The sequence below is a fragment of the Streptomyces sp. NBC_00341 genome (assembly GCF_041435055.1).
Classification (GTDB): domain Bacteria; phylum Actinomycetota; class Actinomycetes; order Streptomycetales; family Streptomycetaceae; genus Streptomyces.
Map to the genome: position 1 here is coordinate 2,677,775 of NZ_CP108002.1, position 15,483 is coordinate 2,693,257.

13 protein-coding genes are annotated in these 15,483 nt (G+C 72.7%); 3 read left to right on the plus strand and 10 right to left on the minus strand.

The features are described from left to right. Window positions 1-28 precede the first annotated feature (28 nt). The gene (locus OG892_RS11985) at window positions 29-1,129 is read right to left on the minus strand and encodes a carbohydrate kinase family protein (protein WP_073735970.1); all 1,101 of its coding nucleotides are present in this window, start codon (window positions 1,127-1,129) and stop codon (window positions 29-31) included. 334 nt (window positions 1,130-1,463) lie between these two features. On the opposite strand from OG892_RS11985, the gene OG892_RS11990 reads away from it, so the two are divergent. Next, window positions 1,464-2,822, plus strand: coding sequence for an MFS transporter (locus tag OG892_RS11990; RefSeq protein ID WP_073735971.1), 1,359 nt, complete (start codon window positions 1,464-1,466; stop codon window positions 2,820-2,822). Here OG892_RS11990 and OG892_RS11995 read toward each other — a convergent pair. The 9 genes from OG892_RS11995 to hrcA all read right to left on the minus strand — a co-directional run bounded on the left by OG892_RS11995 (window position 2,786) and on the right by hrcA (window position 13,629). Continuing rightward, entirely contained in the window at window positions 2,786-3,778 is a 993-nt protein-coding gene (locus OG892_RS11995) for an adenosine deaminase (protein ID WP_073735972.1), read from the minus strand. The genes OG892_RS11990 and OG892_RS11995 overlap by 37 nt on opposite strands. Window positions 3,779-3,811: 33 nt before the next feature. After that, window positions 3,812-4,720: a ribonuclease Z gene (locus OG892_RS12000; protein WP_371629109.1), complete on the minus strand. Its 909-nt coding sequence runs from the start codon at window positions 4,718-4,720 to the stop codon at window positions 3,812-3,814. Between the two features lie 183 nt (window positions 4,721-4,903). Next, on the minus strand, window positions 4,904-5,263 hold the full coding sequence (locus tag OG892_RS12005) for a histidine triad nucleotide-binding protein (protein ID WP_073735974.1): 360 nt from the start codon (window positions 5,261-5,263) through the stop codon (window positions 4,904-4,906). A 333-nt stretch (window positions 5,264-5,596) separates the two neighbouring features. After that, window positions 5,597-8,827, minus strand: a complete 3,231-nt coding sequence (locus tag OG892_RS12010) for a S41 family peptidase (protein WP_073735975.1) — start codon at window positions 8,825-8,827, stop codon at window positions 5,597-5,599. A gap of 77 nt (window positions 8,828-8,904) precedes the next feature. Next, on the minus strand, window positions 8,905-9,411 hold the full coding sequence (locus OG892_RS12015; RefSeq protein WP_371629110.1) for a hypothetical protein: 507 nt from the start codon (window positions 9,409-9,411) through the stop codon (window positions 8,905-8,907). Between the two features lie 133 nt (window positions 9,412-9,544). Continuing rightward, on the minus strand, window positions 9,545-10,291 hold the full coding sequence (locus OG892_RS12020; RefSeq protein WP_371629111.1) for a 16S rRNA (uracil(1498)-N(3))-methyltransferase: 747 nt from the start codon (window positions 10,289-10,291) through the stop codon (window positions 9,545-9,547). After that, window positions 10,288-11,361: a nitronate monooxygenase gene (locus tag OG892_RS12025; protein WP_073735978.1), complete on the minus strand. Its 1,074-nt coding sequence runs from the start codon at window positions 11,359-11,361 to the stop codon at window positions 10,288-10,290. The genes OG892_RS12020 and OG892_RS12025 overlap by 4 nt, the downstream gene beginning before the upstream one ends. Window positions 11,362-11,475: 114 nt before the next feature. Beyond that, window positions 11,476-12,612 (minus strand): molecular chaperone DnaJ, encoded by a 1,137-nt coding sequence (gene dnaJ / locus OG892_RS12030; protein WP_073735979.1) that lies wholly within the window; start codon window positions 12,610-12,612, stop codon window positions 11,476-11,478. Then, window positions 12,613-13,629, minus strand: a complete 1,017-nt coding sequence (gene hrcA, locus OG892_RS12035; protein ID WP_073735980.1) for a heat-inducible transcriptional repressor HrcA — start codon at window positions 13,627-13,629, stop codon at window positions 12,613-12,615. A 186-nt stretch (window positions 13,630-13,815) separates the two neighbouring features. Here hrcA and OG892_RS12040 point away from each other — a divergent pair, with 186 nt between their 5' ends. Beyond that, on the plus strand, window positions 13,816-14,538 hold the full coding sequence (locus OG892_RS12040) for an MBL fold metallo-hydrolase (protein ID WP_371629112.1): 723 nt from the start codon (window positions 13,816-13,818) through the stop codon (window positions 14,536-14,538). 25 nt (window positions 14,539-14,563) lie between these two features. Further along, a complete protein-coding gene (locus tag OG892_RS12045; protein ID WP_371629113.1) occupies window positions 14,564-15,382 on the plus strand; it encodes a DUF3097 domain-containing protein in 819 nt (272 codons plus the stop codon). The last annotated feature ends 101 nt before the right edge of the window (window positions 15,383-15,483 follow it).

Consider the following 15,483-nt stretch of genomic DNA (forward strand, 5'->3'; position numbering starts at 1 on the left):
TTTCCCGGGCGGGGCGCGGCCCGCCCGGTCACGGCCGGAAGCCGATCGTCGGGACGGCCCTGCGCAGCGGCCAGTGGCGGGCCGCTGCCGGGAGCAGGTCCTCAAGGAACGCGTACCGCTGGAGCGCCGCCGGGTCCTGGCCGGCGCAGGTGCGGACCTGCTGCCACCAGGCGGCGATCTCCGCCCAGCCGGGGGCCGAGAGCGAGCCGCCGAACTCCTGGACGGAGAGGGCGGCGGTGAGTCCGGCGAAGGCGAGCCGGTCCGCGAGCGGCCAGTTGGCCAGGGTGCCGGTGACGAACCCGGCGACGAAGACGTCGCCCGCGCCGGTCGGATCGAGCGCCTCGACCGCGATCGCGGGGACCTCGGCCGCGGTCCCGTTGGCCGAGTCGACCGCGTAGGCGCCCTCCGCACCGAGGGTGACGACGGCCAGCGGTACGTGCTCCGCGAGCGCGTGCGCGGCGGCGCGGGGGCAGTCCGTACGGGTGTAGCGCATGGCCTCCTGCGCGTTGGGGAGGAACGCCCGGCAGTGCGCCAGGTCGGTCAGCCCCGCCAGGTCCCAGCGGCCGGTCTCGTCCCAGCCGACGTCCGCGAAGACCATGGCGCCGCTGCGGGCGGCCGAGGCCACCCACGGCTCGCTGCGGCCCGGGACGAGCGAGGCGACGGCGGCGCGGGCCCGGGGCGGGCACCGGGGGAAGGCGGCGGCCGGGCCCGGCTCGGCGGGCGGCGGGGCCTCGTGGCCGTGCGAGACCATCGTCCGCTCGCCCTCGTACGCCATGGAGACGGTCACCGGGGAGTGCCAGCCGCGCACGGTGTGCGACATCGAGAGGTCGATGCCCTCGCCCTGCTCCAGGGCGTCCCAGCAGTACTCGCCGTAGTGGTCGTCGCCGAAGGCCGCGGCCAGGGAGGTGTGCAGGCCGAGCCGGGCCAGTGCGGTGGCCATGTTGGCGACCCCGCCGGGGCTGGAGCCCATGCCGCGCGCCCAGGACTCGGTGCCGCGCACGGGGGCGCTGTCCAGGCCGGTGAAGATGATGTCGAGGAAGACCGTGCCGGTGAGGAAGACGTCGCAGTCCGGGTCCTGCGGCGCGCGCAGTCCGTCCAGTGGGTCGATTCCTGGCATCCCAGTGCTCACCTTGCACTCCCCGGTCGTGGCAGTTCCGGCCAGTGTGCCCGATTCACTCCGCCGTTCGGGGGGTCCACGCCGAGTCCGGTCACACAGAGCCTGACCTGCATAAACATGCGTTGCTACCCGCATATCAACGCGACAAACACATAAGTGGCTTAGATCACAGCGAGGCGACTTTCGGTCGGGCGGGGGCGCTTGATACAAATTGGCCCGCGAGCACCGTTGGAGGCATTTTCCGGCGAGTGTGTCGACTTCTTCGCATTTCCTTCATTTTCTGCGTTTTCGCCTTACCCCCTCTCTGTCTTCTCCCGCCTCTTCTGGCATGTCTTCAGGAACGCCCATGTCCTCGCGCCCTCGCGCCGCGTGGCCGCTGGTCGCCGTGTTCACCGCCGGCTACCTCGCCTCATATCTGCTCCCCACCATCGTGGGGAGGCTCTCCGTCTATCTGGGCCTCAGCCCGGCCCAGGGCGGTCTGGTCGGCAGCGCCCTGCTGCTGAGTTCGGCCTGTGCCGGGTTCTGCCTGGCGGGCCGGGTCGAGACGTACGGGCCGCGCAGACCCGCGCGGATCGGACTGACGCTGGCCGCGCTCGGCTACGGCTGCGCGGCGCTGACCGGTTCCGTACCGCTGGTGGTCATGGGTGTGGTCGTCGGCGGCTTCGGCTCCGGCGCGGCGACCGCGGTCGCCGCGGCGGGCATCGCCGCCCAGCGCGATCCGCACCGGACCTCGTCCCTGGGGCTGCTCAGCGTCTCCGCGACCGCCGGCGTCCTCTACCTGACGATTCCTCACCTGGGCGGCGGCCACCGGCTGCCGTTCGCCTCGATCGCTGTGGCCGCGCTCCTCGTCTGGCCCGCGACGTCCCGGCTGGGCGGCGCGGTGCCCGCGGGTCCCGCCGTTCCCGCCGCCGGCCGGCTGCCGCACCGCCGCTCCGGTCTGGTGCTGGCGGGCGGCATGCTCGTCTGGTCGATGGCGCAGAACGCGCTCTGGGGTGTCAGCAGCCGCATCGGGATAGTGCAGGTGGGCCTCTCCGAGGTCTCCATAGGGGCGGTCTTCGCCGCCGCACTCGGCGCCGGGCTGCTCGGCGTGATGGGCGCCGGGCTACTGGGCGCACGGCTCGGACGCGCGGTCCCGATCGGGCTGGGCACCGTGATCATCGCGGTGATGATCGTGGTCAGCTCCTCTGCCGGCGGCCTCCGCTCGTTCGCGACCGGCGAGATCGTCTGGAACACCTTCTACCCGGTGGTCCTGTCGTACCTGATCGGTCTGGCCGCGTCACTGGACATACGCGGCCGCTGGGCGGTCCTCGCGGGATCGGCCTCTTCGGTGGGTGTGGCCTGCGGGCCGCTGCTGGGCAGCGTGTTGTCCGAGGCGTCCGGCTATCGGGTGATGGGGCTGATCCTGGGCGCCGTGACCCTGCTGGTCGCGGTCCCGGTGACGGCCGTCGCCCTGCACGCCGGTGGCCGTCCGCTGGTGCCGGGTTCGGTGCGCCGCAGGGGCGGTGCTCCGGTGGCCCTGCTCGCCGTCACCACCGGCGCGGTGCCCGGCGCCGTGCCCAGGCTCGGCGCGCCCGAGCAGGCCGTCACGGAGCTCAGCCTGCCCGAGTTGCGCCGCAGGCGACTGGTCAGGAGTGCGTTCCGGACGGCCGGCCCGGCCGGCGGGGACGGTCAGTCGAACGCGTACGCCTCGACCTCGGACAGGTAGCGCGCCCGGCGCTCCTCGTCGTGGTCGAGGAAGGCCGCCTCGAAGGAGTTGCGGGCCAGGGTGCGCAGCTGTTCGCGCTCCAGGCCGAGCGCCTCGTGGACGGCGTGGAAGGTGTCCCCGACGTACCCGCCGAAGTAGGCGGGGTCGTCGGAGTTCACCGTGCAGAGCAGCCCGGCGTCCATCATGGCCCGCAGCGGGTGCTCCTCCAGGGTGTCGATGGCCCGCAGCCGTACGTTGGACAGCGGGCAGAGGGTGAGCGGCACCCGGTCCGCGACCAGCCGCTTCACCAGCTCCGGGTCCTCCATGCAGCGCAGCCCGTGGTCGATGCGCTCCACGCCGAGTACGTCGAGGGCCTCCCGGATGTAGGCGGGCGGCCCCTCCTCGCCGGCGTGCGCGACCTTGCGCAGCCCGAGCGCCTCCGCGGCGGCGTACACCTCGCGGAACTTGGCGGGCGGGTGGCCGACCTCCGCGGAGTCCAGGCCGATCGCGCTGATGCGGTGCAGATGCGGCTTCGCGGCCTCAAGGGTCTCCAGCGCGGAGTCGGCGGACCGGTCGCGCAGGAAGCACATGATCAGCTGGGTGGAGACCCCGTGCTTCTCCTCGCTGCGCTCCAGCGCCCGGCCCAGCCCTTCGACGACCGCGGCGATCGGGACACCTCTGGCGGTGTGCGCCTGCGGGTCGAAGAAGATCTCCGCGTGCCGCACACCCTGCGCCGAGGCGCGGGCGAGATAGGCGTCGGCGAGCTCGGTGAAGTCGTCCTCGGTCCGCAACACCGCCATCAGCGCGTAGTACAGGTCGAGGAAGCTCTGCAGATCGTCGAAGAGGTAGGCGGTGCGCAGCTCCTCGGTGTCCGCGTAGGGCAGCCGCACGCCGTTGCGGGCGGCGAGCGCGAAGGCCAGCTCGGGTTCGAGGGTTCCTTCGATGTGGAGGTGGAGTTCTGCTTTGGGGAGGTGCACGGTTTCTCGCTAACGCAGGTGGTACTGGTGTTGTTACTGGTGACGCGTGGGGACCGGGACGGTGATCAGGTCCTGGGCGACGGTGAGTTCGCCCTCGAATCCGGCGGCGCGGGCCTGTGCCTCGAACGCCTCCTGGTCCGGGTAGCGCTGCGAGAAGTGGGTGAGCACGAGGTGCCGTACGCCCGCTTCCCGCGCCACCCGGGCCGCCTGTCCGGCGGTGAGGTGGCCGTGGTCGGTGGCGAGCCGTTCGTCCTCGTCGAGGAAGGTCGACTCGATGACCAGCATGTCGCATCCCTCGGCGAGCGCGTACACGCCGTCGCAGAGCCTGGTGTCCATGATGAACGCGAACCGCTGTCCGCGCCTGTGCTCGGAGACGTCGTCGAGGGTGACTTCGCCGAGGGCGCCCTCGCGCTGGATCCGGCCGATGTCCGGTCCGGCGACGGAGTGCTCCGCGAGCAGGGCGGGCAGCATGCGCCGCCGGTCGGGTTCGACGAGGCGGTAGCCGTACGACTCGACGGGGTGGGACAGCTTGTGGGCGCTGAGCGTGTACGCGTCCGTGGTGGCCAGCGGCCCGTCGGCGGCGACCGGGGCCTGGTCCAGCTCGACGGACTCGCGATAGGCGGTCGCGTACCGCAGCCGGTCGAAGAAGTGCTGTCCGCTCGCCGGGTAGTGCGCGGCGACGGGGTGCGGGACCTGGTCGAGGTTGATCCGCTGGATCACCCCGGCCAGGCCGAGCGAGTGGTCGCCGTGGAAGTGCGTGACGCAGATCCGGTTGATGTCGTGCGCGGCGACACCGGCCCGCAGCATCTGGCGCTGGGTGCCCTCGCCGGGATCGAAGAGGAGGCCCTCGCCGTCCCAGCGCAGCAGGTAGCCGTTGTGGTTGCGGTGCCGGGTCGGGACCTGGCTGGCGGTGCCGAGGACGACGAGTTCACGTGCGGACACGGTGTGGGGTGGTCCGTTCTAGGGCCTGTCCGGTGGATCAGGGTCGGATAGGGCGCGGCGTCTGGTGCGGTGCATCGCAAGGCGCCGGAGCGTCTCGATAGCGGAGCTATTGGGGCGTTTCGGCAACGCGGCGAGGTGCCGTGCCAGACGCCGCGCCCCCGGCCATGATCCGCCGGACAGGCCCTAGCCGGGGGGCCACTGGAGGCCGCGGCCTCCCAGGACGTGGGCGTGCGCGTGGAAGACGGTCTGTCCGGCGCCCGCACCGGTGTTGAACACGACCCGGTAGCCGCTGTCCGCGATCTTCTCGTCGGCGGCGACCTGCCCGGCCTCGCGCACCACGTCCGCGAGGACCTGCGGTTCCGCGGCGGCCAGGGAGGCGGCGTCGGGGTGGTGGAGGCGCGGGATGACGAGCACGTGGGTGGGGGCCTGGGGATTGATGTCGCGGAAGGCGACGGTGGTGTCGGTCTCCCGGATGATGGTGGCCGGGATCTCACCCGAGACGATCTTGCAGAACAGGCAGTCGGGCTGCGGTTCTCCTGCCATTTGGCGCTCCTTGAGTCTCGGTGATCAGTCAGGGGCCAGCCTAGCCGGACGGGCGCGGCCGTTTCCGGGGCCTGAGCCCCAAAATCCAGCCCCGCCGGCGATTGAGGCGCGGGGCCCGGGGCGGAGCCCCGATATCCAGCCCCGCCGGCGATTGAGGCGCGAGGCCCCGGCCGGAGCCCCAAAATCCAGCCCCGCCGGCGATTGAGGCGCGGGGCCCGGGGCGGAGCCCCGGTTACGGGACGGGGCGGGGTGGGGAACAGGCCCGCCGCAGGCGCCCCGGCGCCCCGGGACCCGCCCCGCCCCGCCCCACACCCCGCCCCCCCCCACACGTCACTACGGCAGCCGCGGCGCCGTCTTCGCCGGGGTCCTGGTCAGCGACTCCAGCGCGATCCGGATCGCCTCGTCCAGCTGCGGATCCCGCCCCGCCGCCCGGTCCTGCGGCGTCATGACGACCTCGACGTCCGGATCGACGCCGTGGTTCTCGACGCCCCAGCCGTACCCCTCCATCCAGAAGGCGTACTTGGGCTGGGTGACCAGCGTGCCGTCGACCAGCCGGTACCGGCTGTCGATGCCCACGACGCCGCCCCAGGTGCGGGTGCCGACCACCGGGCCGATGCCCATCAGCTTGATCGCCGCGTTCACGATGTCGCCGTCGGAACCGGAGAACTCGTCCGCCACCGCGACGACCGGCCCGCGCGGCGCGTCGCCCGGGTAGCTGTGGGGCTGCCTGCCGCGGGGCAGGTCCCAGCCGACGATGCGGCGGCCCAGCTTCTCCACGATCAGCTGCGAGATGTGGCCGCCGCGGTTCTCCCGGACGTCCACCACCAGCCCTTCGCGGGCGACCTCGGTGCGCAGGTCGCGGTGGATCTGGGCCCAGCCCGGTCCGGCCATGTCGGGGACGTGGACGTAGCCGAGGCGCCCGCCGGAGTGCTCGTGGACGTAACGGCGCCGGTCGGCGACCCAGTCGTGGTAGCGCAGCGGCTCCTCGTCCGCGATCGGTACGACGACGACATGGCGCGGGTCGCCGCCGTCGGCCGGTGAGACGGTCAGTTCGACCGGGTGGCCGGCCGAGCCGGTGAGCAGCGGCCCGGGGCCGCTCACCCGGTCCACGGGGTGGCCGTCGACCGCGAGGATCGCGTCCCCCGCGCGGACGGCGACGCCCGGTGCGGCGAGCGGTGCGCGGGCGGCCGGGTCGGAGGTCTCCGAGGGCAGGATCCGGTCGATGCGCCAGCTCCCGTCCTCGGCGCGGGAGATGTCGGCGCCGAGCAGGCCCTGGCGGGCCGAGTCGTCGTGCCAGCCGCCGGTCGGCTGCACATAGGCGTGCGAGGTGCCGAGTTCGCCCTGTACCTCCCACAGCAGGTCCATGAGGTCGTCGTGGGTGGCGACGCGCTCCAGCACCGGCCGGTAGCGGTCCAGGACGCCGGTCCAGTCGGTGCCGCCCATGTCGGGGCGCCAGAAGTTGTCCCGCATGATGCGCCCGGCCTCGTCGTACATCTGGCGCCATTCGGCGGCCGGGTCCAGGGTGCGGCGGATCCGGGAGAGGTCGACGGTGACGCTGCCGTCGCCGTCGTGGTCGTCGTCGGAGCCCGCCGACACCCGGCTGTCGGACGGTACGACGCGCAGGGCGCCCCGGCTGTGCAGCACCAGCCGCCTGCCGTCGCCGCTGACCGCGAACCGGGCGATGTCCGAGGCGAGTTCCTCGCAGCGCAGCTTCTCCAGGTCGTACCGCTCCAGCACGGTCTCCGGGCGGCGGGCGTCGGGCGTGGCCGCGCTCGTGCCGAGGACCCCGACGACCGGGTGGCGCAGCCAGAGCAGTCCGTCCTTCGCGGCCCGCAGCGAGGAGTAGCTGGCCGCCTCGACGGGCAGGGCGACGATCCGGTCCGCGAGGCCGTCCAGGTCGATGCGGGTGACCGGGAGCGCGGTGGGGTTGTCGTCGCCCTCGCCGCTCTTCTCCCGCTCGGTCGGGCGGCCGTGCAGCTGCGGCCCGAACGGGGAGGGGGTGGTCGCGGCGAGCGTCAGCAGGTGCGGCCGGCAGCCGCCGATGAAGGCCAGGTCGAAGACGTGTGAGTCGTAGACCGGGTCGAAGGCCCGCTCGGAGAGGAAGGCCAGGTGCTTTCCGTCGGGGGTGAAGGCGGGTGCGAAGTCGCGGAACCGCAGCGGGGTCGCCTCCGCGACCGTCAGGTCTGCCAGATGGGCGAGTTTGAGCTGGCTCAGCGGCTCTGGGCCGGGGTGCGACCAGGCGAGCCAGGAGGAGTCGGGCGAGAAGACGAGCCCGGAGGCGTCGCCGTGCTCGCTGCGGTCCACCTCGTGGACCTCGCCGCTCTCCCGCTCGACGATCAGTACCCGTCCGTCGTGGGCGGCGACGGCGAACCGGCTGCCGTCGGGGGCGGGCGCCAGGTCGAGGACCCGGCCGATCCGGCCCGCGGCGAGGCGGTGCGGTACGGCGTCGGTCGAGGTGCCGGTGGCGGGGGCGCACTCCAGCGCGTCGTCGCCCTCGGCGTCGGTGACCCAGACGACGTGCTGGTCGCCGTCGGCCTGGAAGGTGCGGGGCAGCCGGGCCCGTACGCCTGGTTCGACGGCGAGCGCGCGGGCCGGTCCCTCGCGGTGGGTGACCCAGTGGACGGCTCCGCGGGACCCGACCGCGCTGCCCCGCCCCGTACGGTCCGGGGACGCGGCGCTCAGGTGGCTGCCGGCGTGCACGGGGTGCGGCTGGAGGTCGGCGCGCTGGCCGCCGAGGCGGATGTCGAGGCGGCGGGGGCCGTCGCTCTCCAGGCCGTCCAGGAGCCACAGTTCACCGGCGGACGCGTAGGCGACCCGGGTGCCGTCGGTGGTGGCGTGCCGGGCGTAGAAGCCCTCGATGCCGGTGTGGCGGCGCAGATCGGTGCCGTCGGGGAGCGAGGAGTAGAGCGCGCCGACGCCTTCGTGGTCGGAGAGGAAGGCGATGCGCCCGCCCACCCACATCGGGCACTCGATGTTGCCGTCGAGCTCCTCGTTGACCCGGACGAACTCCTGCGGCTCCCCGTCGACCGGCGCCTCCTGCGCGGCGATCCAGAGCTTGCCGGCCGTGCCGCCCCGGTAGCGCTTCCACTTGGCGGCCTCGCGCCCCATGGTGGCCGAAAGCAGCAGGATCCGTCCGCCGGGCCCGTACGCGAGGGAGCCGACCGGCCCGTACGGCAGGGTCCGGGCGGGCCCGCCGTCGACCGGTACGGCGCGGGCCCAGGTGCGGCGCAGCGAGACCTGTCCCTGGGTGCTGAGGACCAGCACCTCACCCTCCGGGGTCCAGCCGTGCACGGCTGTCCGCGCGTCGCCCCAGTAGGTCAGCCGCTTGGAGGGGCCGCCGTCGACGGGGGCCAGGTGCACCTCGGGCGCCCCGTCCCGGGTGGACGTCCAGGCGACGAGGGTGCCGTCGGGAGATATCCGCGGCTGGGCCACGGGGCGGTTGTCCGCGCTGACCCGCCAGGCTCGGCCGCCGTCGAGCGGCGCGAGCCAGACGTCGTCCTCGGCGGTGAAGGCGATCAGGTCGCCCTGGACATCGGGATACCGGAGGTAGGAAGGCTGTGTCACAGCGATCACCCTAGGCCGAGGCCGCAGCCGGGGAAACGGAGTTGGCCGGAGTACGACGCAGTCGGTGTCCCGCCCACTTACTTGCCCTGCGGCGTTTCGGTCACCGTGACCGTGACCGTCACGGTCGGCCGGGCGCCTCCCCCACTGTCTCCCCCGCTGCCGCCCGCCGGGGGCCGCGGCGGCGTGGACGAGGAGGGCGCGGCGTCGCAGTTGCCGAGCATCGTGGCGCGGAAGACCGTCTTCCCGGCCGCCTTCGCGGTCATGTCACCGCTGACGCAACGGCCTTCGACCTCCCGGTCGACCTTGCCGTCGAGGCTGATGTCCTTGCCCTCCTTGGTGCGGCCGTGGCAGTCCACGTCCGCGATCCGGCTGGTGGCGGGGGTGGACGAACCGGTCCGGGAGCCGGCGCTCGCGCCCCCGCCGGTCCGTGCCGTGCAGCTCAGCCACTCCACGTGCACCCCTTCGTGCTCCAGCGCGCGGGTGGCGGTCTGATCGGTCGTCACCGCGATGGACGCGGAGTTCAGGCCGTTGACCGGGTCGCAGGCCGAGAGTCCGGCGACGACCGTGCCGGTGAGGCAGATCACGGCCGGAAAGCGTCGGATCCCTCGATTGCGCCATGCCCTTGATGTCCCCATACGGGCAGCTTCCCACCGCTCCTGACGGTGCGGTAGACCGCTTGCGGCCAGAACCGGCCAAGGTTCGGGGAAACGGCCCGATTCATGACCAGCGGCCGGTGCGGCCGAGCAGCAGGGCCGTCGCCGCCGTGCCCGCCGTGGACGTACGCAGCACGGTCGGCCCGAGCCGGCAGGTCCGGGCCCCGGCGGCGGCGAACGCGGCCAGTTCCTCGGGCGAGACACCGCCCTCCGGGCCGACGACCAGCACGATCTCGCCCGCTTCCGGCAGCTCGACGGTGGCCAGCGGTTCGCCGGGGTACCCGCGGTCCTCGTGCAGTACGGCCGCGAAGTCGGCGGTGGCCAGAAACGCGGCGACCTGCTTGGTCGTCATCGCGTCCGCCACCTCGGGGAACCGCACCCGGCGCGACTGCTTGCCGGCCTCGCGGGCGGTGCCGCGCCACTTCGCCAGCGCCTTGAGGCCCCGGTCGCCCTTCCACTGGGTGATGCAGCGCCCGGCCTGCCACGGCACGATCGCGTCGACGCCGGTCTCCGTCATCGTCTCGACGGCGAGCTCGCCCCGGTCACCCTTGGGCAGGGCCTGCACGACGGTGATGCGCGGCCCTGGCCGGGGTTCCTCGTGGACCGGCTCCAGGCCGCCGAGCACCAGCCGGTCCTTGCCCTCCGCGGCGGACACCACGCCCTGTGTCCAGCGGCCCCGGCCGTCCGTCAGGACGACCTCCTCCCCGGCGTGCAGGCGCCGGACCGAGACGGCGTGCCGTCCCTCCGGGCCGTCCAGGACGAACCCGGGCCCCGTGGGCATCTCCTCGACGACGAAGACGGGTGCCGTCACTGCGTGCTCCTTGTGCTCACTGCCGCCCGTGCGGCGTCCAGTTCCTCCACGAGCAGGGCGACGAGCCGGCCGGCCGTCAGCTCGCGTGCCATCCGGTGCCCCTGGCCGGCCCACAGCGCCATGCCCTGCGCGTCCCCGGCCTTGGCCGCCGCCTTGCGCAGCGGCGCGGTCAGCTGGTGGATCTGCGGGTAGGCGGCGGGGGCGTACGGTCCGTGCTCGCGGACGAAGCGGTTGACCAGGCCGCGGGCCGGGCGCCCGGAGAAGGCCCGGGTCAGGGTGGTGCGGACGAACAGCGGGTTGGTCAGGGCCTGCTTGTGCAGCAGGTGGGCGCCGGACTCCGGGCAGATCAGGAAGGCGGTGCCGAGCTGCGCGGCATCGGCCCCGGCCGCGAGCACCGCCGCGATCTGGGAGCCGCGCATCAGCCCGCCGGCGGCGATGACCGGGATCTGCACGGTCTCGCGGACCTGGGCCACCAGGCTGAGCAGCCCGGTGCCGATCCCGTCGGCCTGCGGGTCGTCGCGGTGGGTGGACTGGTGGCCGCCCGCCTCGACGCCCTGGGCACACACGGCGTCGGCGCCGGCCCACTGCGCGGCCTGGGCCTCCTCGGGCGTGGTGACCGTCACGACGGTGTACGTGCCCACGGCGGCGAACGCGTCGAGGGTGTCGCGGGTCGGGCAGCCGAAGGTGAAGGAGACGACCGGGACCGGGTCCTCCAGCAGGATGGCGAGCTTGGCCTCGTAGCCGTCGTCACCGTCGGACTCGGTCTCGCCGAGCGGGGTTTCGTACCAGGTGGATTCGCCCGCGAGCTGGTGCCGGTAGACCTCGACGGCGCTCGGGTCGGCGAGGTTGGGCTGCGGCATGAACAGGTTGACGCCGAAGGGCTGGCCGGTCAGTCCGCGGACCAGCTTCACGTCGTTGTACATGCCGTCCGCCGTCTTGTACCCGGCGGCCAGGAAGCCGAGCCCGCCGGCCTCGGCCACGGCTCCGACGAGCTGCGGGCAGGAGACTCCGCCCGCCATCGGGGCCTGCACGATCGGATACCGGCAGAGATCGGTCAACGCGGATGGCATGACGGCATCGTGTCATGCCCGTCCTGTCCCGTGATGCGCACCCCGTGGCCGCGATATGTCCGCAATGCCGTACGGGCCCGGAAATCCGGGCCCGTACGGTGGTGACGCGTCGGATCAGCGCCCGTTGAACGCGTCCTTCAGCCGGGAGAACAGGCCCTGCTGGCCGGGCTGGAACTGGCCGGTGGGCCGTTCCTCACCGCGCAGTTTCGCCAGCTCCCGCAGGAGGCGTTCCTGCTCGGGGTCCATCTTCGTCGGGGTCATCACCTCGACGTGCACGATCAGGTCGCCGCGCCCGCCGCCCCGCAGGTGCGTGATGCCGCGCCCGTGCAGCGGGACGGACTGGCCGGACTGGGTGCCCGGCCTGATGTCGACCTCCTCCAGTCCGTCGAGCGTCTCCAGCGGCACCTTGGTGCCGATGGCCGCCGCCGTCATGGGGATGGTGACCGTGCAGTGCAGATCGTCGCCGCGCCGCTGGAAGACCGCGTGCGGCAGCTCGTGGATCTCGACGTAGAGATCACCGGCCGGGCCGCCGCCGGGGCCGACCTCGCCCTCGCCCGCGAGCTGGATGCGGGTGCCGTTGTCGACGCCTGCGGGGATCTTCACGGTGAGGGTGCGCCGCGAGCGGATGCGGCCGTCGCCTGCGCACTCCGGGCAGGGGGTCGGCACGACCGTGCCGAAGCCCTGGCACTGCGGGCAGGGCCGCGAGGTCATGACCTGGCCGAGGAACGACCGGGTGACCTGGGAGACCTCGCCGCGGCCGCGGCACATGTCACAGGTCTGGGCCGAGGTGCCGGGTGCGGCACCCTCTCCGCTGCACGTCGTACAGACGACGGCCGTGTCGACCTGGATGTCCTTGGTCGTACCGAAGGCCGACTCCGAGAGGTCGATCTCCAGCCGGATCATGGCGTCCTGGCCGCGCCGGGTCCGCGAACGGGGTCCGCGCTGCGACGCCGTGCCGAAGAACGCGTCCATGATGTCGGAGAAGTTGCCGAAGCCGCCCTGTCCGAATCCGCCCGCGCCACCTCCGCCCGAGGCGGACAGCGGGTCGCCGCCGAGGTCGTATACCTGCTTCTTCTGCGCGTCCGACAGGACCTCGTAAGCGGCGTTGATCTCCTTGAACCGCTCCTGGGTCTTCGGATCGGGGTTCACATCCGGGTGCAGCTCGCGTGCGAGCCGCCGGAAGGCCTTCTTGATCTCGTCCTGCGAAGCGTCGCGGCGCACGCCGAGTACGGCGTAGTAGTCCGTGGCCACTTACGACTCCGCCAGGATCTGTCCGACGTAACGTGCCACTGCGCGTACCGCTCCCATCGTTCCGGGGTAGTCCATGCGGGTCGGTCCGACCACGCCGAGTTTGGCGACTGCCTCGTCGCCCGAACCGTAGCCGACCGCGACGACGGACGTGGAGTTGAGTCCCTCGTGGGCGTTCTCGTGCCCGATTCGTACGGTCATGCCCGAGTCCTTGGCCTCGCCGAGCAGCTTCAGCAGCACGACCTGCTCCTCCAATGCCTCCAGCACCGGCCGGATCATCACGGGGAAGTCGTGCCCGAATCGGGTGAGGTTGGAGGTGCCGCCGATCATCAGCCGCTCCTCCGTCTCCTCGACGAGGGTTTCGAGCAGGATCGAGAGCACGGTGGACACGGTCGCCCGGTCCTCGCTCTCGAAGGATTCCGGCAGGTCCTGCACCAGCTGCGGGACGTCCGCGAAGCGGCGTCCCACCACCCGGCTGTTGAGCCGGGCGCGCAGATCGGCGAGAGAGGTCTCACCGAACGGCGTCTGGCAGTCGACCAGCCGCTGTTCGACCCGGCCGGTGTCCGTGATCAGCACGAGCATCAGCCGGGCGGGGGCCAGGAGCAGCAGTTCCACGTGCCGCACCGTCGAGCGGGTCAGCGAGGGGTACTGCACGACGGCGACCTGCCGGGTCAGCTGCGCGAGCAGCCGTACGGTCCGTCCCACGACATCGTCGAGGTCGACCGCGCCGTCGAGGAAATTCTGAATGGCCCGGCGCTCCGGCGACGACAGGGGCTTGACGCCCGCGAGCCGGTCGACGAAGAGCCGGTAGCCCTTGTCCGTAGGGATGCGTCCCGCGCTGGTGTGGGGCTGGGCGATGAAGCCCTCGTCCTCCAGCACCGCCATGTCGTTGCGGACGGTGGCCGGGGAGACTCCCAGCTTGTGCCGTTCCGTGAGCGCCTTGGAGCCGACGGGCTCCTCGGTGCCGACATAGTCCTGGACGATGGCGCGCAGCACTTCGAGTCTGCGTTCGCTGAGCATCGCGCACACCTCCAGCTGTCTACCTCGGTCGATCTCGGGTCGTTCCCGGGACTCCTCCTGGCACTCTGTCCATTCGAGTGCCAGCAATCTCCCCGGTCAGTGTACGGCGACGGGGTGGGCCCCTAGCAAGGGCGACCGGCCACGCTACCGCGAGACCGCGCAGGTCGTTGCCGATAGCGTCGCCGTATGGACGTCGCTTGGGAAGAGTTCGGCTGGGAGCGGTTGGGTGACGGAGTGGGCCGGCGGCGGCTGCCGGGCTGGGACGCGACGGCCGCACTGGTGGCCGGAGCGGACGGGATGCTGCTCTGCGACACGGGCTCGACGCTCCGGGAGGGCGCCGGACTGCGTGACCAGATCGACCGGCTGACCGGCCGGAGGGTGACACATGTCGCACTGAGCCATCCGCATTTCGACCACGTACTGGGCACGGCCGCCTTTGCCGGGGCGCGGGTGTACGGGGCGGCCGGCCTGCCGGAGCTGCTGCGGGCCGAGGCGGAAGACCTGCGCCGCTCGGCCGTCGCGCACGGGGTGCCGGAGCAGGAGGCGGCACAGGCGGTGGAGGCGCTGGTGGTCCCGCACCACCAGGTGCGCGGGGAGCAGGCGCTCGACCTCGGCGGCGGCCGCCGGGTGCTGCTGGCCGAGGTGGGCCCTGCGCACAGCGGGCACGATCTGGCGGTGCTGGTGCCCGGCTCGCCCCCGGTCGTCCTCTGCGGCGACCTGGTCGAGGAGTCCGGCGAGCCGCAGGCCGGTCCGGACGCGGTGGTCTCGCGCTGGCCGGCCGCGCTGGACCGGCTGCTGGCGCTGGGCGGTGAGGACGCGCTGTACGTGCCGGGTCACGGAGCGGTGGTGGACGCGGCGTTCGTCCGGGCACAGCGCGACGCGTTGGCGCACCGCTTCGGCGTGTCGTGAGGCCGTCGCGTCCTATCGTCGTGCGATGCGCAGCTATCAGCCGGACCTGACCCCGCCGTGGAAGAAGTCCGCCCCCGCCCCCGAGGTGCCCGCAGAGCCGGATCTGGTCGTGGAGGAGGCCGTCACCGGATTCTGCGGTGCGGTGATCCGTTGCGAGAAGACGGCAGAGGGGCCGACGGTGACCCTGGAGGACCGGTTCGGCAAGCACCGGGTCTTCCCGATGGCGCCGAGCGGCTTCCTGCTGGAGGGCCGGGTGGTGACGCTGGCGCGCCCGTCGGCCGGCGGGCCCGTCCGCCCCGCCCGGACGGCTTCCGGCTCGGTGGCGGTCCCCGGGGCGCGGGCACGGGTGGCGCGGGCCGGGCGGATCTACGTGGAGGGGCGGCACGACGCGGAGCTGGTCGAACGGGTCTGGGGCGACGACCTCCGGATCGAGGGCGTGGTCGTCGAGTACCTGGAGGGCATCGACGACCTCCCGGCGATCGTGCGCGAGTTCTCCCCGGGACCGGACGCACGCCTCGGTGTACTGGTCGACCATCTGGTGCCGGGTTCCAAGGAGTCCCGCATCGCGGCGCAGGTGACGGACGGGAACGTCCTGGTGGTCGGCCATCCGTACATCGACGTGTGGGAGGCGGTGAAGCCGTCGTCCGTGGGGATCGGCGGCTGGCCGGTGGTGCCGCGCGGCCAGGACTGGAAGACCGGCGTGTGCCGTTCGCTGGGGTGGCCGGAAAACACCGGTGCGGCCTGGCAGCGGATTCTGTCCTCGATCCGCTCCTACCGCGACCTGGAGCCCGAACTCCTGGGCCGGGTCGAGGAATTGATTGATTTCGTCACGCTTCCCGACTGATGTCCTACGGGTCTTCCCGCCAATCCCGGGCTGATCCCTACAATTCCCTGCGCCTCGCACGCATCATCGGTTATTGAGTGTTTCCTGGCTCTTTTCGCGAG